Source organism: Ruania halotolerans, from assembly GCF_021049285.1.
GTDB lineage: Bacteria > Actinomycetota > Actinomycetes > Actinomycetales > Beutenbergiaceae > Ruania > Ruania halotolerans.
The window spans coordinates 3,187,539-3,205,750 of sequence record NZ_CP088017.1 but is presented as its reverse complement, the minus strand read 5'-3'; the positions used below and the strand labels follow the sequence as shown (position 1 = coordinate 3,205,750).

General features: G+C 68.5%; 17 protein-coding genes. 15 read left to right on the top strand and 2 right to left on the bottom strand.

Going from position 1 to position 18,212, the window contains the following annotated elements:
• Nucleotides 1-10 precede the first annotated feature (10 nt).
• The 15 genes from LQF10_RS14375 (at nt 11) to LQF10_RS14305 (ending at nt 15,808) form a co-directional block, all read left to right on the top strand.
• The gene (locus LQF10_RS14375) at nt 11-1,093 is read left to right on the top strand and encodes a YihY/virulence factor BrkB family protein (protein WP_231064514.1); all 1,083 of its coding nucleotides are present in this window, start codon (nt 11-13) and stop codon (nt 1,091-1,093) included.
• A gap of 20 nt (nt 1,094-1,113) precedes the next feature.
• Entirely contained in the window at nt 1,114-2,205 is a 1,092-nt protein-coding gene (locus LQF10_RS14370) for a mannose-1-phosphate guanylyltransferase (protein ID WP_231064513.1), read from the top strand.
• Nucleotides 2,206-2,242: 37 nt separating this feature from the next.
• Nucleotides 2,243-3,511 carry an amidohydrolase gene (locus LQF10_RS14365; protein ID WP_231064512.1) on the top strand — a complete coding sequence of 423 codons (1,269 nt, stop codon included), beginning with the start codon at nt 2,243-2,245 and terminating at the stop codon, nt 3,509-3,511.
• A 124-nt stretch (nt 3,512-3,635) separates the two neighbouring features.
• Complete coding sequence (locus tag LQF10_RS14360; RefSeq protein WP_231064511.1) at nt 3,636-4,730, top strand: BMP family lipoprotein; 1,095 nt, start codon at nt 3,636-3,638, stop codon at nt 4,728-4,730.
• Nucleotides 4,731-4,912: 182 nt separating this feature from the next.
• Nucleotides 4,913-6,481, top strand: a complete 1,569-nt coding sequence (locus LQF10_RS14355) for an ABC transporter ATP-binding protein (protein WP_231064510.1) — start codon at nt 4,913-4,915, stop codon at nt 6,479-6,481.
• The gene (locus LQF10_RS14350) at nt 6,478-7,899 is read left to right on the top strand and encodes an ABC transporter permease (RefSeq protein WP_231064509.1); all 1,422 of its coding nucleotides are present in this window, start codon (nt 6,478-6,480) and stop codon (nt 7,897-7,899) included. The genes LQF10_RS14355 and LQF10_RS14350 overlap by 4 nt, the downstream gene beginning before the upstream one ends.
• On the top strand, nt 7,896-9,182 hold the full coding sequence (locus LQF10_RS14345) for an ABC transporter permease (protein ID WP_231064508.1): 1,287 nt from the start codon (nt 7,896-7,898) through the stop codon (nt 9,180-9,182). The genes LQF10_RS14350 and LQF10_RS14345 overlap by 4 nt, the downstream gene beginning before the upstream one ends.
• Nucleotides 9,179-9,628 (top strand): cytidine deaminase, encoded by a 450-nt coding sequence (locus tag LQF10_RS14340; RefSeq protein ID WP_231064507.1) that lies wholly within the window; start codon nt 9,179-9,181, stop codon nt 9,626-9,628. The genes LQF10_RS14345 and LQF10_RS14340 overlap by 4 nt, the downstream gene beginning before the upstream one ends.
• Nucleotides 9,629-9,666: 38 nt before the next feature.
• A complete protein-coding gene (locus LQF10_RS14335) occupies nt 9,667-10,959 on the top strand; it encodes a thymidine phosphorylase (protein ID WP_231064506.1) in 1,293 nt (430 codons plus the stop codon).
• Nucleotides 10,952-11,440: a YidH family protein gene (locus LQF10_RS14330; RefSeq protein ID WP_231064505.1), complete on the top strand. Its 489-nt coding sequence runs from the start codon at nt 10,952-10,954 to the stop codon at nt 11,438-11,440. The genes LQF10_RS14335 and LQF10_RS14330 overlap by 8 nt, the downstream gene beginning before the upstream one ends.
• Nucleotides 11,441-11,448: 8 nt before the next feature.
• Nucleotides 11,449-11,763, top strand: a complete 315-nt coding sequence (locus tag LQF10_RS14325; RefSeq protein ID WP_231064504.1) for a DUF202 domain-containing protein — start codon at nt 11,449-11,451, stop codon at nt 11,761-11,763.
• A 102-nt stretch (nt 11,764-11,865) separates the two neighbouring features.
• A complete protein-coding gene (locus tag LQF10_RS14320) occupies nt 11,866-12,954 on the top strand; it encodes an adenosine deaminase (protein WP_231064503.1) in 1,089 nt (362 codons plus the stop codon).
• A gap of 263 nt (nt 12,955-13,217) precedes the next feature.
• Entirely contained in the window at nt 13,218-14,144 is a 927-nt protein-coding gene (locus LQF10_RS14315) for an ABC transporter substrate-binding protein (protein WP_231064502.1), read from the top strand.
• A gap of 42 nt (nt 14,145-14,186) precedes the next feature.
• Entirely contained in the window at nt 14,187-15,047 is an 861-nt protein-coding gene (locus tag LQF10_RS14310; RefSeq protein WP_231064501.1) for an amino acid ABC transporter permease, read from the top strand.
• Nucleotides 15,044-15,808: an amino acid ABC transporter ATP-binding protein gene (locus LQF10_RS14305; protein WP_231064500.1), complete on the top strand. Its 765-nt coding sequence runs from the start codon at nt 15,044-15,046 to the stop codon at nt 15,806-15,808. The genes LQF10_RS14310 and LQF10_RS14305 overlap by 4 nt, the downstream gene beginning before the upstream one ends.
• A gap of 60 nt (nt 15,809-15,868) precedes the next feature.
• On the opposite strand, the gene LQF10_RS14300 is transcribed toward LQF10_RS14305, so the two are convergent.
• Together LQF10_RS14300 and LQF10_RS14295 are read right to left on the bottom strand one after the other, a co-directional pair.
• The gene (locus LQF10_RS14300; RefSeq protein ID WP_231064499.1) at nt 15,869-16,759 is read right to left on the bottom strand and encodes an aldehyde dehydrogenase family protein; all 891 of its coding nucleotides are present in this window, start codon (nt 16,757-16,759) and stop codon (nt 15,869-15,871) included.
• Complete coding sequence (locus LQF10_RS14295) at nt 16,756-18,198, bottom strand: aldehyde dehydrogenase family protein (protein ID WP_231064498.1); 1,443 nt, start codon at nt 18,196-18,198, stop codon at nt 16,756-16,758. The genes LQF10_RS14300 and LQF10_RS14295 overlap by 4 nt, the downstream gene beginning before the upstream one ends.
• Nucleotides 18,199-18,212: the final 14 nt, after the last annotated feature.

Sequence of the window (18,212 nt, the reverse complement as noted above, 5' to 3'; positions counted from 1 at the left end):
TGCTGGAGCCATGGCAGGTGAGAAGACCGGACTGGCAGGGTTCATCGATTGGCTGAAGAACACGCGCGTGGTGCGGGGGCTCATGCGCTATGGCACCGCCAACGGAAACCTGCTCGCCGGAGGGATCGCCTTCTCCGCACTGTTCTCGGTGGTGGCGGCCATTACGCTCGCGTTCACCGCCTTCACGATCGTTCTCGGCGGGAACGAGGAACTGCACAACAGGGTGGTCGATAGCGTCGCGGAGGCGCTCCCGGGTGTGATCCAAACAGGCGATGACCAGAGCAGCGGGATCTTGAACCCCGACTCCCTGACCTTCTCCGGAGGCACGGGCATCGCCGGCGTGATCGCCGTCATCATCTTGCTCAACAGTGCCATCCGGGTGCCTGCGGGGCTCCGACTCGCCATCCGGGCGATGTTCGGGATGGTAGCCCCGCCCGAGAGTCCCGTACTCGGCAAGCTGCGCGACCTGGCCGGCTTCCTCGGTCTCGCCCTCTCCGTACTACTGACGTCGGCGCTCGGCATCGCAGCCGGTGCGGCCGGAGACTGGCTACTTTCCCTCGTAGGGTGGGACGGCACCACCGCTGGCACCTGGATTCTGCGATTCGTCGGCCTCCTCGTGGTGCTGGTGGTCGACGTTCTGGTGTTCGTGTGGCTCTACCGCACACTCGCCGGAGTCCGCCCCCCGAGGAAAGACCTGTGGATCGGTGCCTTGGTCGCCGGCGTCGGTGCTGGCGTGATCCGCTACCTGGGCACTGCCGTGGTCAGTGGGAGTCTGGAAACCAGCCCGGTCGCCGGAGCCGCGGCGGCAGTGGCCACACTGCTGCTGTGGATCAACCTCATTGTGCGTGTGACGTTGATGATGGCGGCGTGGGTATCCAACCCACCCGCCCCGCCGGAGGTGGAGGACGACATGGTGACGCACTTCGACGAGAGCCCGAACTACGTGACTCTGAGTGATCCCGAGACGCTCGCGTGGCAACACGACCCGGTGACCGGCCGGGTCCAGCCCGAGGATCCACCGCCTCCCGAGCCGTACTGGGGCGGACTGATCGGATGGATCGGCCGCAAGATCAAGGGAGCCCGCGACGCCTGAGGTGTGATTAGGCTGAGCCGGTGACGCAGTCCTTCTACGCCGTGGTGCCCGCCGGTGGTGCCGGTACCCGCCTCTGGCCGCTCTCGCGGCAGGCCCATCCGAAGTTCCTGCACGATCTCACTGGCACCGGTCGCACTCTCCTGCAGGCGACGGCGGACCGTCTTCGCCCGCTCAGTGACGGCCTCGTGGTGGTCACTGGGGCGAGACACGCCGACGCCGTGGCCGCTCAACTGGATCTCGACCCGAGCGACCTGTTCGCCGAACCGGCCCCGCGGGATTCGATGGCGGCGATCGGCCTCGCCGCCGCCGTGCTGCACCGCCGCCATCCCGGAGAGGATGTGATCGTCGGCTCCTTCGCCGCCGATCACGTGATCACCGATACCGATGCGTTCGCCGATGCTGTTCGTACCGCTGTGGCCACCGCCGCCGACGACTACGTGGTGACGATCGGCATCCGCGCCACCGCACCGTCGACGGCGTTCGGCTACATCCACGTGGGCGAGCCGCTGGCGAATGGCGCCGGCGCCCACCACGTGCACGGCTTCACCGAGAAGCCTGATGTGGACTCGGCCGCGGGCTATCTCGCCACTGGCGATTACCGTTGGAACGCCGGCATGTTCGTCGTCCGTGCCCGGGTCCTGCTCGACCATCTGGCGCGCCTGCAACCCACTCTCGCGGACGGACTGGAGCGGATCGCCGCCGCCTGGGACACCGATGAGCGCGAGGCCGTTCTCACGCAGGAGTGGCCCGCGCTGACGAAGATCGCCATCGATCATGCAATCGCCGAACCCGTGGCCGCCGCCGGGGGCGTCGCCGTGGTGCCCGGCGAGTTCGACTGGGACGACGTGGGGGACTGGCATTCCCTCGCAGGCCTTCTTCCTGCCGGGCCCGACGGCGTCCGGGTCCTCGGTCAGGCCGGCGACGTCATGGCCATTGACTCCCCGGGGGCGCTCGCAGTGCCCTCCTCCGGGCGGCGCGTGGTGCTGCTCGGGGTGCCGGACGCCGTCGTGGTGGATATGGATGACGCCGTACTGGTGACCACCCGCGCCCAGGCGCAAGACGTGAAGGACGTGGTCCGGCAACTGTCCGAGGACGGCACCACGCTCACCTGAGGCTCCATGGCGGCCGGTGGCGGGTAACCTCAGGAAGGTGCTCTCCCGTTCCGACCTGACCGACCGGCTCTCGGCAGCCCTCGACGAGTTCGACGCCGAACTGATCGCGTTTCGGCGGGATGTACACGCGCATCCTGAACTTGCCCGCACCGAGACCCGCACCTGTGACCGTTTGGCCGACCGGTTCGCCCAGATCGGGCTCACCGCGCACCGGTTCAGCCCCACCGGCCTCGCCGTGGACATCGACCCGCCTGGGATCCAAGGGGGTCCGCAGGCGCGAAAGCGCCGCCGGGTCGCTCTGCGTGCCGACCTCGATGCCCTGCCGGTCCAGGAGGCGACCGGCCTCGACTATGCCTCCACCGTGCGTGGCGTGAGCCATTCGTGCGGGCATGACGTGCACACCACGGTGGTGCTCGGTGCAGGACTGGCCCTGGCCCGGCTCGCCCAGGAGGACCAGCTTGCGGCCGGTGTGCGACTGATCTTCCAGCCGGCCGAGGAGGTCCAACCGGGCGGAGCGCTCGACCTGCTCGCCGCCGGTGCGTTGGAGGGGGTGGACCGGATCTTCGCTGTGCACTGTGACCCCAAGCTGGACGTGGGGTACGTGGGTACCAGGATCGGGCCGATCACGTCGGCTTCGGACACCGTCACAGTGACCATCAGATCCTCGGGTGGGCACACCTCCCGCCCGCATCTGACGGGGGACGTGGTCTACGCGCTCGGCCTGGTGGCCACGATGACGCCCGCTGTCTTGGGGCGGCGCCTCGATCCGCGCACCGGGGTGAACCTCACCTGGGGAGCAATCAAGGCAGGAACGGCCCCGAATGCGATCCCGACGACGGGCACCATCAGCGGGACCCTGCGTTGTCTGGACGTGCGGGCCTGGGATCGGGCGGAATCTCTGTTGCATGAGGTGGTGGACCAGATCGTCGCCCCGGCCGGGGTGGAGGCGGACCTGCAGATCGTGCGTGGGGTACCGCCGGTGGACAACGATGCTGGGAGTGTGGCGCTGATGGAGCACGCTGCCGCCGCCGTACTCGGCGAGGACGCAGTGCAACTCACCGAGCAGTCTCTCGGGGGCGAGGACTTCGGGTGGTACCTCACCCAGATCCGGGGGGCGATGGCGCGCCTGGGTACCCGCACCCCGGGCGGTCGCAGCTACGACCTGCACCAGCCCGAGCTCGTCGTGGACGAACGCGCGATCGGCGTCGGTGCGCGACTGCTCGCGCACGTCGCCTTGGACGCCGGGAGGAATCTCCACTCCGGCGAGGCCGTGGCCGAGCCTGGAGGTGAGGTACCAGTTCGATAACAACTCCGGGCAGGTATCTCACCATGTAACACAGGAGCCGCAGAGCGGGTCTAAGGTCAGGGCAGCCACTTGGCCGTTCGCACCCTGAGCGGTCGAGCGTCCCACCGACACCAGGAGTGACCACGTGAAGAAGTCCATCCCCGCAGCCATCGTGGCTGCCGCAGCCCTGACGCTGACGGCATGTGGTGCCGCCCCGGAAGAGTCCGGCGGTAACGGCGATGCCGGTACTGACAACAGCGACTTCCTTGCCTGCATGATCTCCGACGAGGGCGGCTGGGATGACGCCTCCTTCAACGAGTCCGGCTACAACGGCCTCACCCAGGCCGAATCCGAGCTGGGTGTGGAGATCCGCGACGCCGAGTCCACTGACCCGGGCCAGTACGCCTCGAATGCCGACGCGATGGTTCAGGCCGGTTGCTCGCTGACGATCGGCGTGGGTTTCGCGCTCGAGGACACGATCCAGGAGGTTGCCGAAGCGAACGAGGACGCCAACTTCGCCCTCGTCGACTCCGCATTCAGCGACGCCGAGTTCAACCCGGTCGAACTCGAGAACGCCAAGCCGTTGCTGTTCAACACCCAGGAGGCCGCCTACCTGGCCGGCTACCTCGCTGCCGGGATGACCGAGACCGGCACCGTGGCCACCTACGGCGGGCAGCCATTCCCCTCGGTGACCATCTTCATGGACGGCTTCGTGGACGGCGTGGCCGCCTACAACGAGGCCCACGGCACCGATGTGCAGGCCCTCGGCTGGGACAAGGAAGCCCAGAACGGCTCCATGACGGGCGACTTCACCAACACGGAGAACGGGTACAACACCACCCAGCAATTCATCGCCGATGGCGCCGACATCATCCTCCCGGTGGCTGGTCCCGTCGGTGGCGGCTCGCTGCGAGCGGCCTCCGAACACGAGGGAGTCTCGGTGATCTGGGTGGACTCTGATGGCTACGAGCAGCCCGCGAACGCTGACTACCAGCAGCTCATCCTCACCTCGGTGCTCAAGCAGATCCAGACTGCCGTGTTCGACACCATCGAGTCCTCGGTGAATGGTGAGTTCAGCTCCGAGCCGTACGTGGGCACGCTGGAGAACGGTGGCGTGGGTCTGGCCCCGTACCACGACTTCGAGGATGCCGTGCCGGCCGAGTTGCAGGCCGAGATCGAGGACCTCGAGGCGCAGATCATCGCCGGTGACCTGGAGGTCACCTCACCCAGCTCCAACTGATCACGACCGCAGCGGCGGCCCGGGCGATCACCTCGCCCGGGCCGCCGTGGTCACTCACCATCACGAACGCCCGCCATCGGGAACATGCCGTCGGGATGCCGACTTGTATGTCCCCGGCCGTGGTGTGCGGACTACAGTGCGGGCAGACCAGCGATGGCGCCGGAACGAGAGGGAGGGACGAGATGACGCTCGAGCTTCGCGGTATCACGAAGCGGTTCGGGTCCCTCGTGGCCAACGACCGGATCGACCTCACCTTCGAACCGGGCCGGATCCACGCGCTCCTCGGGGAGAACGGCGCCGGCAAGTCCACGATGATGAATGTGCTCTACGGGCTGTACGCGCCGGACGAGGGCGAGATCCTCATCGATGGTGAGCCGGTCGAGTTCGCCGGGCCAGGTGAGGCGATGGCCGCAGGGATCGGTATGGTGCACCAGCACTTCATGCTCGTGCCGGTGTTCACCGTGGCCGAGAATGTGGTGCTCGGCCATGAGCCCACCGGTCCGCTGGGCATCATCGGGATCGAGCAGGCGCGTACCCTGGTGCGGGATATCTCGGCTCGCTTCGGTTTCGATGTGGATCCGGATGCGAAGGTTGAGGACCTCCCGGTCGGCGTGCAGCAGCGGGTGGAGATCATCAAGGCACTCTCGCGGGACGCCAAAGTGCTGATCCTGGATGAACCCACGGCGGTGCTCACCCCGCAGGAGACTGACGAGCTGATCGAGATCATGCGCCAGCTCCGCGACTCCGGTACCTCGATCGTCTTCATCACGCACAAGTTGCGTGAGGTCCGAGCCGTGGCCGACGAGATCACCGTGATCCGCCGCGGAAAGGTCGTGGGCAGTGCAGCGCCGACCGACTCCCAGGCCGAACTCGCCTCGCTGATGGTGGGCCGCGAGGTCTCCCTCGGCGTGCAGAAGGACCCACCGCAGACCAATGACCGGGCCCTGCAGGTCACCGGGCTCACTGTGCTGGACGCCGTCGGCACCCATGTGGTGCGGGACGTCTCATTCACCATTCGCGGCGGCGAGGTGCTGGCCGTGGCCGGCGTGCAGGGCAATGGCCAGTCCGAACTCGCCGAGGCGATCCTGGGGTTGCGCAGCGCTGCGGCCGGATCGGTGCTCCTGGACGAGGATGAACTGCTCGGCAAGACGGTGGACCAGGTGCTGCGTTCCGGCGTCGGGTTCGTGCCCGAGGACCGCAGCAAAGACGGATTGATCGCCTCCTTCTCCATCATCGAGAACTTCGTGCTCGACCAGTTCGCGCAGCCGCCCTACGCGAAGGGTCCTGCGATGCAGCTCAGCGTGGCGCGGGAGAAGGCGGCGGAGTACGTGGAGGCCTTCGATGTGCGCACCACCTCCATCGACGATCCGGTGAGTACGCTCTCCGGCGGGAATCAGCAGAAGGTGGTGCTGGCACGGGAGATGTCCCGCCCGCTGCGTCTGCTCATCGCTTCCCAGCCCACCCGCGGACTGGACGTGGGCTCGATCGAGTTCGTGCATCAGCGGATTGTGGCCGAGCGTGACGCCGGAACACCGGTCATGATCGTCTCCACCGAGCTGGATGAGGTGATGTCGCTCGCCGACCGGATCGCCGTGATGTACCGCGGGGCCATCATCGGAATCGTCGACGCCGACACCGATCGTGACGTACTCGGTCTGATGATGGCGGGCTGTCCTCCTGAGGAAGCACTCCAGGAGGCCCACCAGCACCCGACGACGATGCACGACGCAGAGGGCGAGGAGCCGAGGTGAGGAACGAGGGCGCCGGGCAACAGACGCCAGAGGGCCGTGGCGAGGAGGCTGGCGGCGCTGCCGAGCAGGACACCGCGGCTGCCGAGCAGAACTCCGCCACGACCGAGCGGGACGCGGCCTCGCCGTCGGCCACGGTGCCGGACCCGGCGCCCCGCCCGCGCACCGTCGATGACGGGCCGAGTGAAGGACAGGCCCGATGGGCCACCTTCCGGCACGAGATGCTCACCGGCAACTGGCTGCTCACCCTGCTCGCCATCGTCGCCGCGATGGTGATCAGCTCGATCCTGATCGCCGTGGCCGATGCCGACGTGCGCGCCAGCGCCGGGTACTTCTTCAGCCGACCCGCGGACATGCTGGCGGCGGTGTGGGACAGCGTGGCCGGCACCTACATGGCCCTGTTCCGTGGTTCGGTGCTCGACTACACGGTGCTGCGCCAGGGAATCAGCACCGCCGCGCTCGGGCAGGCGGTGGCTCCGCTGACCAAGACGATGGTCGAGGCCACCCCACTGATCTTCGCCGCACTCGGCATCGGGATCGGGTTCCGGTCCGGGCTTTTCAACATCGGCGCCCAGGGTCAGGTGCTGATGGGCGCGGCGACTGCGTCCTTCATCGGTTTCACCTTCGTCCCACCGGGCGGAACCGGGTTCGGCCCGAGCCTGCTGCACGTGGTCCTGGCGATCGCCGCGGCGGTGCTGGTGGCCGGGTTGTGGGCCGGTATCGCCGGCTTCCTCAAGGCCCGGACGGGAGCGAACGAGGTGATCGTGACGATCATGCTGAACTGGATCGCCACGTACCTGGTGGCCTACCTGCTCACCACCTCGGTGTACCGGATCCAAGGCAACCGGCCGATCGCCCCGCACGTGCTCGGCACCGCTGAGTTACCCTCGTTGCTCGGCGGTTGGTCGCTGTTGCACTGGGGCTTCCCGCTCGCGCTGCTGGCAGCGGTGGGGGTGTGGTGGTTGATGGAGCGTTCGACGGTTGGCTTCCAGTTCCGGGCCGTCGGTGCGAACGCCCACGCCGCCAGGACCGCCGGCATCTCCGTGAACCGGGTGTTCGTGATGGTGATGGTGGCTGCCGGAATGCTCGCCGGAGCGGGCGGTGCCATGCAGATCCTCGGGGTGGAGGGGACCTTCCGCGCCTCCAGCGCCGGCTCGATCGGATTCGATGCGATCACCGTGGCGCTGCTGGGCAGGAACCGGCCCGGGGGCATCGTCGCCTCGGCGATGTTGTTCGGCGCCCTACGTGCCGGTGCCGCGCTGATGCAGACCGAGGCCAACACCCCGGTGGACATCATCTTGGTGATCCAGGCAGTGATCGTGCTGTTCATCGCCGCGCCGCCGCTGGTGCGCGCGCTGTTCCACCTGCCGGGCAGAACGCCCCGGCGCCGCAGTGTTCAGGCCAAGGAGGTGACCTCATGAGTGCACCCACGACGGCTCCCGCTGAGCGCGACCTGATCGGCCAGAGTGTGCTGACACCGATCTCGTGGCGCACGCCGATCATCATGGCGGCGCTCGCTGTTCTCGCCCTGTTCGGTTTCGCGTTGTTCACCCCCGCGCACCTGCAGTCCCAGATCGAATTGACCGGGGGTGGCGCCGACTGGCAGTTGCCGGATCTGGTGATCTCCTCGCGAGGATCGGCGCTCGCCTTGGTGCTGGTGGCCTTCGCTCTGGCCGGGCTCAGCTTCTGGACCACGCAGAACCGCCGCCGCTCCGTCGCCATCCCGGTGGTCTTCGGTGCATGCCTGGTGCTCGCTTTCCTGATCTGGGCGGTGGCCGGGAACGCCTCCGGCCTGCCATTGCCGTTCCTGCTCAGCACGGCCATGACGGCTGCTCTGCCGTTGATCTTCGGCGCCTTCGCCGGTCTGCTGTGCGAGCGCTCCGGGGTGATCAACATCGCCATCGAGGGTCAACTGCTCGCCGGGGCGTTCCTCACGGCAGTGCTGGCCACTGTGGCCGGGAACCCCTACATCGGTCTGATCGCCGCACCCATCGGCGGCGCGCTGGTGGGTCTGCTGCTTGCCGTCTTCGCCATCAAGTACCGGGTGGATCAGATCATCGTCGGTGTGGTGGTGAACGTGCTGGTGCTGGGTTTGACCAGCTATCTGTTCTCCACTGTGCTCAGCGACAATCCGCTCCGCCTGAACAGCCCGCCACAGTTGTCCTCCCTGCGGATCCCGCTGCTTGCCGACATTCCGGTGATCGGGCAGGCGTTGTTCAACCAGAACATCATCGTCTATGTGATGTACGTGGCCGTGGTGCTGCTGCACATCGGGCTCTTCCGCAGCCGCTGGGGCCTGCGGGTGCGGGCCGTGGGCGAGCACCCGAAGGCCGCCGACACGGTCGGCATCGACGTCAATCGCACCCGGTACCGCAATGTGGTGTTCGGGTCCGCAGTGGCTGGGTTCGGCGGAGCCTCGATGGTGGCCGCCGGGCTCGCGTTCACCAAGGAGGTCACCGAAGGGCGCGGGTACATCGCCCTCGCGGCGATGATCCTGGGCCGGTGGAGCCCCACCGGTGCGCTCGCCGCGGCCCTGTTGTTCGGCTTCGCCGACTCGCTGAACCGGGTGCTGAACAACATTGGTTCGCCGGTGCCGTACGAGATCCTCGCGATGCTGCCCTACCTGGCCACGATCTTCGCCGTGGCCGGGCTGGTGGGCCGGGTGCGCCCGCCGGCGGGCGCCGGGAAGGCCTACCCCTCATGACGGCGGAGCCACCTGGCGAGGTGACCTCGCGTGATCAGGGAGGGGCCGCCGTCGACTGGGATGGGCTGCGGGAGGCCGCACGGCAGGTGATGACGCGCGCCTACGCGCCGTACTCGCGTTACCCGGTGGGGGCGGCGGCGCTGACGGACTCAGGGGCCGTCGTCACCGGCTGCAACGTGGAGAACGCCGCGTATGGGGTGACCTTGTGCGCAGAATGCTCGCTCGTGTCGGCGCTGATCACCGGCGGCGGTGGCCGGCTGGTGGCGTTCACCTGCACCGACTCGCGCGGGCAACGCATCATGCCGTGTGGGCGGTGCCGGCAGTTGCTCTGGGAGCACGGGGGAGCTGAACTGCTGGTGGACACCCCGCGCGGGATCCGGCCGATGAACGAGGTGCTCCCCGATGCGTTCGGGCCCGAGGACCTGGCCGCCGGCCGGCAAGGATAGCCAGCACGGGTGGTCCCGGCACCACCTAAGGTGAGGCCATGACCTCCGATCATGATGCCGTCGATGTGATCCGCACGAAGCGGGACGGCGGCGCGCTCAGCGCCGGTCAGATCGACTGGGTGATCGACGCCTACACCCGCGGTGCGGTGGCTGAGGAACAAATGGCCGCCCTCGCCATGGCGATCGTGCTGCGCGGGATGACCGACACCGAGGTGGCGCACTGGACCCGGGCGATGATCGCCACCGGGGAGCGGATGGACTTCGCTGCCCTGTCCCGCCCCACCGTGGACAAGCACTCCACCGGCGGCGTGGGGGACAAGATCACCCTGCCGCTCGCGCCACTGGTCGCCGTCTTCGACGTGGCCGTCCCGCAACTCTCCGGCCGTGGCCTCGGGCACACCGGCGGCACACTGGACAAGCTGGAAGCGATCCCCGGGTGGCGGGCCGCGCTCACCAACGAGGAGATGCTCGCCCAACTCGACTCGGTGGGTGCGGTGATCTGCCAGGCAGGTTCGGGGCTCGCACCGGCGGACCGCAAACTGTACGCACTGCGGGACGTGACCGGCACGGTCGAGTCGATTCCGCTGATCGCCTCCTCGATCATGAGCAAGAAGATCGCCGAGGGCACCGGGGCGCTCGTGCTGGACGTCAAGGTCGGCTCGGGGGCGTTCATGAAGGAACTCGACCAGGCACGCGAGCTGGCCCGCACAATGGTGTCGCTCGGAACCGACGCGGGAGTGCGCACGACGGCGTTGCTCACCGACATGTCCACCCCACTCGGGCTGACCGCCGGAAACGCCCTGGAGGTGCGTGAGTCCGTGGAGGTACTCGCCGGCGGTGGACCCCCGGACGTGGTGGAGCTGACGCTCGCGCTGGCGCGGGAGATGCTTGATGCGGCGGGCCGCCCGGACGCCGACCCGGCGGCGGCGCTCGCGGACGGGCGCGCGATGGACTCCTGGCGCGCGATGATCGCCGCGCAGGGTGGGGATCCAGACGCCCCGTTGCCGACTGCCCGCCACACCGAGCACCTGCTCGCCCCGGCCGATGGGGTGGTGGTCGAGATGGACGCGTTGGCCGTGGGGATCGCCGCATGGCGGCTCGGCGCGGGCAGGGCGCGCAAGGAAGATCCGGTGCAGGCGGGCGCCGGTGTGGAACTGCACGCGAAACCGGGCGGCGCCGTCCGTGCCGGTGAGCCGCTGATGACCCTGCACACGGAGACCCCGGAACGGTTCGGGCGGGCGATGGAAGCGCTCGACGGCGCGGTGCAGCTTGCTCCCGTGGGATCGCGCACGGGCCGTGACGGTATCGTGCTCGATCGAGTAGGTGTGTGAGGGCGAGACCAGGGAGGCGCTGGGCGTGGAGCCGGCCGAGTACGACGACGAAGACGATCGAGTCGAGGCAGGCTCCGGCGAAGGCACGGGTGCTGCAGATGAGGCCGAGCGCGAGACGAGGCGACCACAATCGGTGTACGGGGTCGGCACCGAGCCTGACGTGCGGTTCTCCCTGGCGAACGAACGTACGGCGCTGGCCTGGTTGCGCACCGGTCTGACGCTGGTGGCCGGTGGCGTGGCGCTGACAACGCTGGCCTCCTTTGGCGACGGCCACGCGGTGCTCGATGTGATCGCGGCCCTGGCATGCCTCGCCGGGGGAGTGCTGGCACTGGCTGCGATCTCCGGCTGGCGCCGCCGCGAACGTGCACTCCGGCTCGGTGACCCGCTGCCGGCACCACGGATCCTGCCGGTGCTGGTGGGTGCAGTGGCGGTCTTTGCGCTGCTGATGGCCGGCTACGCGGTCTACCAGGTGCTCATGTGAGCCCTCCGGTGACCACCGCAGGGCTGGATGGCGATACCGGCGCACAGCCGCAGCGCACGATGCTGTCCTGGCACCGTACGGTGCTCTCGGTGACTCTGGGCACGCTGGTCGTCTCGATCACCGCTCAGCGGCTGGAGCATCCCCTGATCGCCGCGATCGCCGCACTCACGGCGTTTGCCTTGCTCGTTCTGGTGCTGCGCAGCCTGCGCCAGTGGGGCCCGCACGCGCGGGCCCGGTGGACCGTACTGCAGATGACCTGCATCTCCGTGGTGGTGCTCGGCAGCCTGGGCCTGCTGCTCGCACTGGTGAACCTGTTCAGCTAACTCCCCCTCCCTGCGCGAGTGCGGCCCATCTCGCTCATGGTGTGAGATATAGCCGAGATCTCGGGCACTCGAGGGTGGTCGAGTGCGGGCTAGGCTCGGGGTATGACGCTCTCCCCGGACACGATCACCGCCCTGCCCAAGGTGCTGCTGCACGACCATCTCGACGGCGGGCTCCGGCCCGCCACCATGATCGAGCTCGCCGCCGAGATCGGCCACACCCTGCCCAGTACCGATCCAGAGGCGCTCGGCTCCTGGTTCGTTGAGGCCGCCAACTCGGGTTCACTGGTGCGCTACCTGGAGACCTTCGAGCACACTGTGGCGGTGATGCAGACCGAGGAGGCCCTGCACCGGGTGGCCAAGGAGGCCGTGCTCGATCTGGCCGCTGACGGTGTGGTCTACGCCGAGCTTCGGTACGCGCCTGAGCAGCACCAGCGCCAGGGCTTGAGTCTGCAGCAGGTGGTCGATGCCGTCCATGCCGGGATTGCCGACGGCGTTGCTACCGCCGGCGAGGAGGGGCACCGGGTCGAGGTGGGCACCTTGCTCTCCGCCATGCGGCAGGCGGAGAACGCCGATGAGATCGCGGCACTGACCATCGCGAACCGTGACGCGGGGGCGGTCGGCTTCGACATTGCCGGTCCGGAGGACGGGTTCCCACCCTCTCGCCAGCTGTCGGCGTTCCGTACCCTTCGCGAGGCGAACATGCCCTCCACCGCGCACGCCGGCGAGGCAGCGGGAGTGGAGAGCATCTGGGAGGCCCTACAGGTGTGCGGAGCGCTCCGGCTCGGGCACGGAGTGCGGATCATTGAGGACATCCAGATCGAGCGCGAGGACGAACAGATCGACGCCACCTTCGGTGAGGTCGCCGCCTGGGTGCTGGACCGGCAGATCCCGCTCGAGGTGTGCCCCTGCTCCAACCTGCAGACCGGTATCGCCGACACCATCGCCGAGCATCCGGTGAGCACGTTACGAGACCTGGGCTTCGCCGTCACCATCAACACTGACAACCGGCTCATGTCCGGTACCTCGATGAGCAACGAGATGCAGCGCCTGGTCGATGAAGCCGACTGGGACCTGGACGACCTGGAGGAGGTCACGCTGCAGGCGGCGTGGAATGCATTCGCGCCATTCCACGTGAAGCAGGCGATGGTGACCGAGCAGATCATCCCCGGGTTCGAGGCCGCGCGCGGCTGAGCGGGGCCGCCCCCGCCCCCTATCGTCGCCCGGGCGCCGCCCCCGCCCCCTATCGTCGCCCGGGCCCCGCCCCCCATCGTCGCCCGGGGCGGACTTATGGCCTGACCTCAGACCGCCCCGGGCGGACTTCGGTGGCGGGTGGTTCATCGGGGGCGGAGTTGCGGTCGTTTCAGCGACCAGAAGCGACCAGAAGTCCGCCCGCGTGCATCGCGGGTATGGCGACGGTGAGACGCCTCACCCGCTCGGTCTCTGGGGCCCCGGCGATGGCATACCCTCGTCGAAAGAAGCGCCGCTACCCCGGCGGCACGACCTTCGAGGAGACCCCTTTGCGCACACGCGCCCTGATCATCGTTGGAGCCCTCGGCCTCACCCTTGCCGCGTGCTCCGACCCTGCCGGCAGCACGGACACCGACACCTCTGACGGTGCCAACGGCACCGCCGGGGCCGAGTGCACCGCCGGGGATCTGCCCACCCTCACCGACGGCGTCCTCACCGTGGGCACGTCGGTGCCGTACGAGCCCTGGTACGTGGGCGAGGACCAGACCACCGGCGAGGGTTTCGAATCGGCCCTCGTGTACGCCGTGGCCGAGGAACTGGGCTACGCGGAGGAGGACGTGGTCTGGGAGGACGTGACTTTCGAGCAGATCGTCGCCCCGGCGATCAAGCCGTTCGACTTCGCCGCCTACCAGACCACCATCACCGACGAGCGCGCCGAAGTGGTGGACTTCTCCTCCCCGTACCTCACCACGGCGCAGGGAGTGGTGGTGGATGAGGGCGGCGACTACGCCGATGCGGCCGCCCTGGCTGACTTCGAGGGCGCCCGCATCGGGGTCACCGCCGGGCAGACCTCCATGCCGATCGCCGAGGCCGCCTGGGGCGACGCAATTGAGCTGGTCCCCTATGACGATGCGGGCCAGGCCATGCAGGCGATGACCAACGGACAGATCGACGCCGTCGTGATGGACGTGAACCAGGCCGTGGCCGCCTCCACCGTGTACTTCCCGGACTCTGCCGTGGTCGGGACCCTCCCCGAGGAGGGTGAGCCCTCCCAGCTCGGCTTCGTCCTCGACCAGGACTCCGAGCTCACCGGTTGCGTCTCCGAGGCGGTGGAGGCGCTGGAGGCCGACGGCACCATCGAGGACCTCAGCGCCGAGTGGCTGAAGACCGAGGGCATCGAAGAACTCAGCTGAACCGGCTGAGTAGACCACCTGAGTGGACAGTCTGAGGAGTCGATGAGCGGCTGGGAGCCCAGCGAGCGCGCTCGCGAGCGGACGGCGTTCCGTGCGGGCCGCCGTCGGCGTTCGTTCGCCGTGGCCTTCGCCAGCACGCTGATCGTGGCCGCGCTCGCCTGGTGGGTGCTGGTCACCTCACCCGGGTGGGAGCGTGCCCAGGGGACGTTCTTCGACCGGGGAGAGTTCGCCGATGTGCTCCCCGGGATCGCCGAGGGGCTGTGGCTGAACCTGCGCGTGTGGATCATCGCCGGTGCGCTATCGATTCTGCTCGGACTGCTGCTCGCGATCGCCCGCACCACCACCACGCCCGCTCTGTTCCCGTTGCGGGCGGCCGTGGTGGTCTACGTGGACATTTTCCGTGGCGTGCCGGTGCTGCTGGTCTTGCTGCTGGTGGGATTCGGACTCCCAGCGTTGCGCTTGCCGTGGCTTCCGAACCAGGCCGCATTCCTGGGTTCGCTCGCCCTGGTGCTCACGTACTCGGCCTACCTGTCGGAGATCTTCCGGTCTGGGATCGAGTCGGTGCACCCCTCGCAGGTGGCAGCCGCTCGAGCGCTCGGCCTCACCCGGGGGCAGACCACCCGGCGGGTGGTGGTGCCACAGGCCGTGCGCAACGTGGTGCCGGCGCTGCTGAACATGGTGGTGGCGCTGCAGAAGGACTCGGGGCTGATCTCGGTGCTGGGGGCCGTGGACGCGATTCGAGTGGCCGAGATCGCGGTGACCGGCAGTTACAACTTCACGCCCTACGTGGCCGCAGGGTTTCTCTTCCTGCTGGTCTCGGTGCCGCTGACTCGCGCCGTGGACGCCTTCAACGCCCGCCGCGGCTGGCGTGGCGCACGCGGTGCGGCGGGGGCGATCCGATGACGGCGTCCGCTCGCCCCGCCGGCGATGCGCAACCCTTACTGAGGGTCAGTGGCGTGCGTAAGGCGTTCGGGGAGAACGTGGTGCTGGACGACCTCGACCTCGAGGTGGCCGAGCACGGGTGTGTGGTGCTGATCGGCGCCTCCGGTTCGGGTAAGTCCACGCTGCTACGCGCAATCGACCTGCTCGAGGATGTTGACGACGGCTCCATCGAGCTGCGCGGAGTGGACCTGGCCGATCCGTGGGTGGATGCCGACGCTGCCCGGGCCCGGATGGGCATGGTGTTTCAGTCCTACAACCTGTTCGGACACATGAGCGTGCTCGACAACGTGACGCTAGCGCCGCGACTCGTGCACGGTCGCGACAAGGCCGAGGCGGAAGCGGCCGCCGTCGAGATGCTCACCCGCGTGGGCCTGGCGGAGAAGGTGCGCGCCTATCCAGACCAGCTCTCCGGCGGTCAACAGCAGCGGGCGGCGATCGCGCGGGCGCTGGTGAACGGACCGGAGTTGTTGCTCCTGGACGAGGTGACCTCGGCGCTCGACCCCGAGCTGGTGGGGGAGGTGCTCGAGCTACTCGCCGAACTGCGCAATGAAGGGATGACCATGCTGATCGCCACCCACGAGATGGCCTTCGCGCGGGACGTGGCCGATCAAGTGTGCTTCCTGCATGAGGGGCGCGTGCACGAGGCGGGGACGCCGGCGCAGGTGCTCGGGGACCCGCAGCGGGTGAGGACGAGGGAGTTCCTGGCGCGGCTGCACGCCTGAGCCGCGATGCGATGTGATGTCGACGTACTCAGTGCATCGCAATCACACCGGAACCGGGCCTCACATCCCCTTCGGGTGCCACACCGTCTTCGTCTCAGTGAACGCAAGGATCGCCGCCAGCGACTGCTCGTCCTTCCAGTTCGGCTCAGTGTCCCTGGCCGGGCGCCGCACGCGCTTGAGGTTCTCGGCGGCGTCCGCCTCCACCTCGCCCCAGGTCAGGTCCGCAGCCCCGACCGCGCCGGCCAGATCGAATGCGTTGACGTCCATATGACGAGCCAGGGGAGTGGCGAGCTCCGCCGTCTTCCCGGTGAGCACGTTGACCACGCCGCCGGGCACATCCGAGGTGGCGAGCACTTCACTGAGCGTGATCGCCGGCAGCGGCCGATCCTGCGAGGCCACCAGCACCGCGGCGTTCCCGGTCACCAGAATCGGCGCGAGCACCGAGACCAGCCCGAGCAACGAGGACTTCTGCGGCGCCAGCGCGGCCACCACGCCGGTGGGCTCGGGCACGGAGAGGTTGAAGTACGGACCGGCCACCGGGTTGGCGTTCCCCGCCACCTGGGCCACCTTGTCCGTCCAGCCCGCGTACCAGACCCACCGGTCGATCACCGCGGACACTGCGTCCTCGGCCCGCCGCGCCGAGAGCCCCTCACCGGCGGCCACGTCGGCGACGAACTGTGCCCGGCGGCCCTCCAGTAGCTCAGCCACCCGGTACAACACCTGCCCACGGTTGTACGCCGTCGCCCCGGCCCACCCGGGCTGAGCAGCCCGGGCCGCTCGGACCGCGTCGCGTGCGTCCTTGCGGGAGGCTTGCGCGGCGTTCGCCGCGAAGCGCCCCTTGGCGTCGGACACCTCGTAGGTGCGCCCGGACTCCGAGCGCGGGAACTTCCCCCCGATGAAGAGCTTGTACGTTTTGCGCACGTCTACCCGTGCCGCCGTCGTGGTGCTCATCGCGACTCCTTCAGATACAGCCCAAGGCCGTGGCGCCCACCCTCGCGCCCGTACCCGGACTCCTTGTACCCACCGAACGGGCTGGTCGGGTCGAACCGGTTGAAGGTGTTCGCCCACACCACGCCGGCGCGGAGCTTGTCCGCCATGGCGAGAATGCGCGAGCCCTTCTCGGTCCAGATTCCTGCTGAGAGGCCATACGGGGTGTTGTTCGCCTTCGCCACCGCCTCATCCGGGGTGCGGAACGTCAGGACGCTCAGCACCGGCCCGAAGATTTCCTCCCGGGCGATCCGGTGCGCGGCGGAGACGTCGGTGAACACGGTCGGCGCGAAGAACCAGCCGGTCTCGGGCAGCGCACAGTCGCTGGTCCAGCGGGTGGCACCCTCGTCCTCTCCGGCTTGGGTGAGTTCGCGGATCCGGTCCAGCTGGCGGGCCGAGTTGATTGCACCCACATCGGTGTTCTTGTCCATCGGGTCACCCACCCTGAGGGTGCCCAAGCGGTCCTTGAGCCGGTCCACGAGCTCATCGGCGATCGACTCCTGCACCAGCAGCCGGGACCCGGCGCAGCACACCTGCCCCTGATTGAAGAAGATGCCGTTCACGATGCCCTCGATCGCCTGATCCAGGGCGGCATCGTCGAACACGATGTTCGCGGCCTTTCCCCCCAGCTCCAGGGTGGCAGGGATGCGGGTCCCGGCGAGCTGGCGGGCGATCTGCCGCCCGACGGCGGTGCTCCCAGTGAAGGCCACCTTGTCCACTCCCGGGTGGGTCACCAGGGTCTGGCCGGTCGGCCCGGCGCCGGTCACGATGTTCACCACCCCGGCGGGCAGGTCGGCCTGCCGGAGCAGGTCCGCGAACAGCAGGGCGGTGAGCGGCGTGGTCTCGGCCGGCTTGAGCACCACGGTGTTCCCGGCGGCCAGCGCGGGAGCGATCTTCCACGCGAGCATCAGCAGGGGAAAGTTCCACGGGATCACTTGTGCGGCCACGCCGTGTGGCGTGGGGTTCGACCCGAATCCGGCGTGCTCGAGCTTGTCCGCCCAGCCGGCGTAATAGAAGAAGTGTGCAGCGGCAGTGGGCACATCCACATCGCGTGACTCGCGGATCGGCTTGCCGTTGTCGAGTGTCTCCAGCACCGCGAACTCCCGAGCTCGCTCGGCGAGCAGGCGGGCGATCCGGAAGAGATATTTGGCCCGTTCGGATCCGGGCATCGGGCCCCAGACCTTCTCCTGGGCCTTGCGGGCGGCCTTGATGGCACGGTCAACGTCCGCCTCGTCGGCCACCGCAACCTCGGCGAGCACCTCCTCGGTGGCTGGGTTGACCGTCTTCATCGCCTGCCCGGAGGAGCCCTGGGTGAACTCACCGTCGATGAACAGGCCGTAGGAGGAGTCGATGTCGACGACGGCGCGCGACTCCGGAGCGGGAGCGTATTCGAATCGGGGCATCAGTGTCGCTGCCT

Bases quoted from the DNA above. Each gene is read 5' to 3' on its own strand.
- LQF10_RS14295 (WP_231064498.1), bottom strand. From the start codon at position 18,198: ATGCCCCGATTCGAATACGCTCCCGCTCCGGAGTCGCGCGCCGTCGTC.
- LQF10_RS14315 (WP_231064502.1), top strand. From the start codon at position 13,218: ATGGCATACCCTCGTCGAAAGAAGCGCCGCTACCCCGGCGGCACGACC.
- LQF10_RS14320 (WP_231064503.1), top strand. From the start codon at position 11,866: ATGACGCTCTCCCCGGACACGATCACCGCCCTGCCCAAGGTGCTGCTG.
- LQF10_RS14305 (WP_231064500.1), top strand. From the start codon at position 15,044: ATGACGGCGTCCGCTCGCCCCGCCGGCGATGCGCAACCCTTACTGAGG.
- LQF10_RS14345 (WP_231064508.1), top strand. From the start codon at position 7,896: ATGAGTGCACCCACGACGGCTCCCGCTGAGCGCGACCTGATCGGCCAG.
- LQF10_RS14335 (WP_231064506.1), top strand. From the start codon at position 9,667: ATGACCTCCGATCATGATGCCGTCGATGTGATCCGCACGAAGCGGGAC.
- LQF10_RS14375 (WP_231064514.1), top strand. From the start codon at position 11: ATGGCAGGTGAGAAGACCGGACTGGCAGGGTTCATCGATTGGCTGAAG.
- LQF10_RS14300 (WP_231064499.1), bottom strand. From the start codon at position 16,759: ATGAGCACCACGACGGCGGCACGGGTAGACGTGCGCAAAACGTACAAG.
- LQF10_RS14355 (WP_231064510.1), top strand. From the start codon at position 4,913: ATGACGCTCGAGCTTCGCGGTATCACGAAGCGGTTCGGGTCCCTCGTG.
- LQF10_RS14340 (WP_231064507.1), top strand. From the start codon at position 9,179: ATGACGGCGGAGCCACCTGGCGAGGTGACCTCGCGTGATCAGGGAGGG.
- LQF10_RS14310 (WP_231064501.1), top strand. From the start codon at position 14,187: ATGAGCGGCTGGGAGCCCAGCGAGCGCGCTCGCGAGCGGACGGCGTTC.